The sequence below is a fragment of the Leifsonia aquatica H1aii genome (genome assembly GCF_000633535.1).
Classification (GTDB): domain Bacteria; phylum Actinomycetota; class Actinomycetes; order Actinomycetales; family Microbacteriaceae; genus Leifsonia; species Leifsonia aquatica_A.
This window is the reverse complement of record NZ_AYMR01000040.1, coordinates 1-4,340: the sequence shown is the minus strand read 5'-3', so window position 1 is coordinate 4,340 and position 4,340 is coordinate 1. Positions and strand designations below refer to the sequence as shown.

The 4,340-nt window shown below is 70.4% G+C and carries 7 protein-coding genes and 1 riboswitch; of the genes, 5 read left to right on the top strand and 2 right to left on the bottom strand.

Going from position 1 to position 4,340, the window contains the following annotated elements; all coding sequences use genetic code 11:
• Positions 1-165: 165 nt before the first annotated feature.
• Both U870_RS24530 and U870_RS24525 read right to left on the bottom strand, forming a co-directional pair.
• Positions 166-747 carry a histidine phosphatase family protein gene (locus tag U870_RS24530; protein WP_025159316.1) on the bottom strand — a complete coding sequence of 194 codons (582 nt, stop codon included), beginning with the start codon at positions 745-747 and terminating at the stop codon, positions 166-168.
• Positions 744-1,004: a hypothetical protein gene (locus tag U870_RS24525; RefSeq protein WP_025159315.1), complete on the bottom strand. Its 261-nt coding sequence runs from the start codon at positions 1,002-1,004 to the stop codon at positions 744-746. Before U870_RS24525 ends, U870_RS24530 begins: the two co-directional genes overlap by 4 nt.
• A gap of 62 nt (positions 1,005-1,066) precedes the next feature.
• On the opposite strand from U870_RS24525, the gene U870_RS0120995 reads away from it, so the two are divergent.
• The 5 genes from U870_RS0120995 to eno form a co-directional block, all read left to right on the top strand.
• Positions 1,067-1,309, top strand: coding sequence for a hypothetical protein (locus U870_RS0120995; RefSeq protein WP_025159314.1), 243 nt, complete (start codon positions 1,067-1,069; stop codon positions 1,307-1,309).
• Positions 1,300-1,362: riboswitch (Fluoride riboswitch) on the bottom strand. Its footprint overlaps the gene before it by 10 nt.
• A gap of 176 nt (positions 1,363-1,538) precedes the next feature.
• Positions 1,539-2,060: a universal stress protein gene (locus tag U870_RS0120990; protein ID WP_025159313.1), complete on the top strand. Its 522-nt coding sequence runs from the start codon at positions 1,539-1,541 to the stop codon at positions 2,058-2,060.
• A 115-nt stretch (positions 2,061-2,175) separates the two neighbouring features.
• Entirely contained in the window at positions 2,176-2,697 is a 522-nt protein-coding gene (locus U870_RS0120980) for a fluoride efflux transporter FluC (RefSeq protein ID WP_025159312.1), read from the top strand.
• Positions 2,697-3,074: a fluoride efflux transporter CrcB gene (gene crcB, locus U870_RS0120975; protein WP_025159311.1), complete on the top strand. Its 378-nt coding sequence runs from the start codon at positions 2,697-2,699 to the stop codon at positions 3,072-3,074. The genes U870_RS0120980 and crcB overlap by 1 nt, the downstream gene beginning before the upstream one ends.
• Before the next feature lie 157 nt (positions 3,075-3,231).
• The coding region (gene eno, locus U870_RS0120970) for a phosphopyruvate hydratase (protein WP_025159310.1) at positions 3,232-4,340 on the top strand (1,109 nt) is incomplete at its 3' end.

Here is a 4,340-nt window from a genome sequence, read left to right as displayed (position 1 = left end):
GCGGCCACTCACTCTTTCCGTTGCGCATGGCTCGCGCAGGTCAGGCCGTCGCCGGAGCGGAAGAGCGGGTCGGCCGTGTGTCATCGCAGATAGGAATGGCGGTGGGGCACCGACCTGGCCGGGCGTGATCAGAGGCCGGCGGGAGTCCGTTCCCATCGACGAGCTTCACGGCTTTCGGTCGAGTGCGACGACAGTCCACGTCCGGCCGGCGTCCGGCCCCGAGCCGGATCTCGTGAGCATGTTCCACGATCCGGTGAGCACCTCGAGCTGATCGAGGTCGGGATCGATCGAACGGAGAATCGGTCGGATGACGGCGTCATGGGTGACGATGCAGACGGGACCGGCCGGCGCCCGCATGAGCCGATCCACCGCGGGCAGGGCACGATCGAGCACGTGCGTGGACGGCTCGACGCCGGGAGCCGCGTCCACGCTGCCGAACGAAGCGACGACCTCCTGTCGGACGTGCCCGGTCCACGGGCCGTAGTCGCGATCGTTGAAGGCGGGGTCCGCGACCATCGCGCAGCCGCTCCGCTCGGCAATGATGCGTGCCGTGGTGACCGCCCGATCGAGCGGGCTGCATCGGACCTCGGCGATCGAGAATGCGGCGAGGGCGTCTGCGACGGCGCGGGCCTCGGCGATGCCGACCTCGTCGAGCGGCGGGTTCGCGAGGCCGCGCAGGCGTCCTTCCGCATTGAGGGCGGTCTGTCCGTGGCGCACGAGGAAGAGCTGCTGCGGTCGGTCGTTCATTCGGTCTCCCGGTGATCGGATGCCCGCTTCGGCGTCGTCCCGTTCCAGGGCTCTCCGAAGATGTCGGCACATACGTCGGCGCCGAAGGCGTAGAGGTGGGTGACGAAGACGACCGAGACGTCGCTGTCGCGCAGAGCGGCGGCGACGGCCTCGACCACCTCGCCGTAACGACGCGCAGCGTCCAGCCGCACCCGCTGGGCCTGCCTGGGATACCGCAGACTCGACGCCAGGGCGATGGCGTGCCGCACCTCGGCCATCCCGGCGGTGAACGCCTGGCAGGCGGGGCCAGAGTCGGGTCCGCCAGGTCGGTGAGCACGCGGTGTCGGTACGCGACGCCCGCGGCATCCAGCGGGTGCCAGAACACCGGTCGCAGCTCGAAACCGTCGTCGCCGAGCACGGCGTCGACGATCCGATCGAGACCGGGGTCGGCGAAGCACCCCGGTTGCCGGTCGGGGAGGGCGGGTGCGGCTCCCGCCGGGAACAGCAGGCTGATGCCGGTGGCCTGGGGGTCGCTCACCCGTCCTCCTTCTGCCCGGACGCGCGCAGCGTCGTGTTCCGGTAGAAGCCATCAGCGGGGTTCCGCGGTTGACGGCGAGCCTCATCGCCGTGGTGCGTGCCGCCACCATACACCCGGTGTCCGATCACGGTCGCGGCGCGGTTCTGGCATGATGGGTGTCGACGGTCCTCCGTCGCGGTGGTGGGGCTCACCGCGAACAACCTCGGCGTCGCCGACAACGGTCCCTATCTCACTGGATGCGCACGCCTGCGCCCCGAGGGATAGGAGCGACCACATGACCGACCACTCGCCGGAGCCGCCGCTGCCGCGCGGCGTGATCCTCGTCGGCCTTGTGAACGATCTCGCCGACGCAGTACTGATCGAGGCCGTCCGCCTCGCCGCCGATCTGGGCTGCGAGCTGGTGTGCGCGACCGTCGACCCGAATCGTTACGGCGTCGACGAAAAGCTGGACGGCTCAGTGCGCTCCGTCCCGATCGACCCGGATCTGCCCGAGTTCGAGGACGACGTGTTCGACGCGGCCCTGAGTGGCCGTATCGAGCGGGTGGTCGCCGGCACGGGCGTCCCGTGGAGCACTCGGACGCTGGCCGGCGATCCGGCCCGCGCCCTCGGTCATCTCGCGGTGACGCTCGACGCTCGCATGATCGTCGTCGGCACCCACGAAGCCGGCGCCCGCACCAGCATGCGCGAGTTCTTCCGCTCGTCCGTCGCCGTACACCTCGCTCACCGGCAACACCGACCCGTCCTCGTCGTACCGCTCGCCCCGGTCGACGACGGCCGAGCCCTGCCGTGGGAGTGAGCGAGCGGTTCGCCGAGGTCTGCCTGCTCCGCCGCGGCGAGAGCACGGCCAACGCGCAAGGGCTCTTCACCGGGGTGCTCGCCACCGACATCCTCGACCGACAAGGGGGCACCTGATGGTCGCCCCGAACGAAAGGAGATGGCTCCTGAGCGCCGACAGCCGCACCCTGCCCGTCGACCCGGACATCGTCGCAGACGATGCGCCCACCAGGCGAACCAGACCGATCCATCTGCGCTGGCGGTATATCGCTCTCGTCTTCACCGGCGGCGCGATCGGCACAGCGATCCGCTACCTGGTCTCCCTGGCCGTGCCGTCCGTGTGGGGGATCCCCGTCGCGAGCCTCTGCATCAACGTGGTCGGCGCCTTCGTTCTCGGCTGGGTGCTCGCCGCACTCTCGCACGGGCCGGATCAGGGGGTACGCCGCGCCGCGCGACTCTTCGTCGGAACGGGCGTGCTCGGCGGCTTCACCACCTACAGCTCCTTCGCCGTCGACACCGACGGGCTGATCGCCGCCGCGAATCTGGGTGGCTCGGTGCTGTACGCCGTCGCGACGATCCTGATCGGCGCGACGGCGTCGCTGGCGGGGATCGCCGTGGGTACCGTCATCGGCCGTCGCAGCCCCGGGGGTGCGCGGTGATGGGCGCGCTGCGGCTGCTCGCGGTCGCCGGGGCGGGCGGGCTCGGCGCCGTGAGCCGCCTGATCGTCGACGGGTTCGTGAAATCCCGGGTCGTGATCGCCTACCCGCTGGGCACCACCGTCATCAACATCAGCGGGTCGTTCCTGCTCGGCCTCGTCACGGGACTGGCCACGGCCGGCCTCCTCCCGCCGGACTGGCGCGCGGTCATCGGCATCGGCTTCATCGGCGGCTACACCACCTTCAGCACCGCCAGCTTCGAGACCGTACGGCTCGCGCAAGAGGGCCGGTACCGTGCCGCCACCGTCAACGCATTCGGGATGCTCGCCGGGGCGCTGCTCGCGGCCGGTCTGGGCCTCTGGATCGGGTGGCTGCTGTGAGCGCGCCGGGCGCAGGGGTTCCGTTTCCCCGGATTCTCTGGCACACTCCCAAACAGCGCCTCGGCGCTTCGGCGGTGGGGCTCGCCGACACCAACCTCGATGCCGACAACGGTCCCTATCTCTCGCGATAACGCACGCCTGGAGATAGGAGACACCCATGCACGAGCACGGTTACACCGGTCACATCGACCCGGCCCACGAAGGCCACTACATCAGCCATCCCGAGGGTCATCCCGTCGAGATCGAGCAGGTCACGGCCCGGCAGATCCTCGACTCCCGCGGCTACCCCACGGTGGCGGTGACGATGCATCTGCAGGACGGAGCGCACGTCACGGCCTCCGCTCCCGCCGGCGCCTCGACGGGAGCGTATGAGGCGGTCGAGCTCCGCGACGACGGGCCGTCGTTCTCGGGGCGGAGCGTCCGCCGGGCCGTCGCCGGCGTCGAGGAGGAGATCTCGCCGCTGCTGGCCGGCCGTCCGTGGCGCACGATCCGCGACGTCGACGACGCCATGCGGGAACTCGACGGAACCGAGAACCTCGCCCGCCTCGGCGCGAACGCCGTGGTCGCGGTCTCCATCGCTGCAGCCCGCGCGTTCGCCCACACCTCCGACGTCCCGCTGCATGTGTGGCTTGCCCGCGTCACCGACAGTGTCGAGCGTCTCCCCGTCCCCCACTTCAACGTGCTCAACGGGGGCGCGCACGCGGCGAACCCACTGGAGTTTCAGGAGTTCATGGTCGCCCCGGTCGGCGCGGCGGACGAGGCCGAGGCGGTCGAGGCCGGCGCCGAGATCTCCCATGCACTCGCCGCGCGGGTGAAGGCGCGCTTCCACACCACCGGTCTCGGCGACGAGGGGGGCTTCGCACCGGACATCGCAAGTCCAGAGGAGGCGATGGACCTCCTGGTACTTGCCGTTCAGGACGCCGGTGGCACCCCGGGACTCGATGACGTCGCGATCGCGATCGATCCGGCTGCAACCGGCTTCTCCGAGCGCGAGGGCCAGTACACGATCGACGGACGGCTGCTCGGCCGGGACGAACTGGTCGGCTACTACGTCCGCCTGCTGGACACGTATCCGCTGCGGTCGATCGAGGACGGTTTCGCCGAGGACGACCACACCGGGTGGGAGCTTCTCTTCGACGCCGTCGGAGCAGGCACCCAGCTGGTCGGCGACAACCTGTACGTCACGGACCCGCGAAGCCTCTCCGACGGCGCGCGCAACCGGTACTCCAACGCCGCACTGATCAAGCCCAACCAGATCGGCACGGT

Bases quoted from the DNA above. Each gene is read 5' to 3' on its own strand.
- U870_RS0120990 (WP_025159313.1), top strand. From the start codon at position 1,539: ATGACCGACCACTCGCCGGAGCCGCCGCTGCCGCGCGGCGTGATCCTC.
- U870_RS0120980 (WP_025159312.1), top strand. From the start codon at position 2,176: ATGGTCGCCCCGAACGAAAGGAGATGGCTCCTGAGCGCCGACAGCCGC.
- U870_RS24525 (WP_025159315.1), bottom strand. From the start codon at position 1,004: ATGGCCGAGGTGCGGCACGCCATCGCCCTGGCGTCGAGTCTGCGGTAT.
- crcB (WP_025159311.1), top strand. From the start codon at position 2,697: ATGGGCGCGCTGCGGCTGCTCGCGGTCGCCGGGGCGGGCGGGCTCGGC.
- U870_RS24530 (WP_025159316.1), bottom strand. From the start codon at position 747: ATGAACGACCGACCGCAGCAGCTCTTCCTCGTGCGCCACGGACAGACC.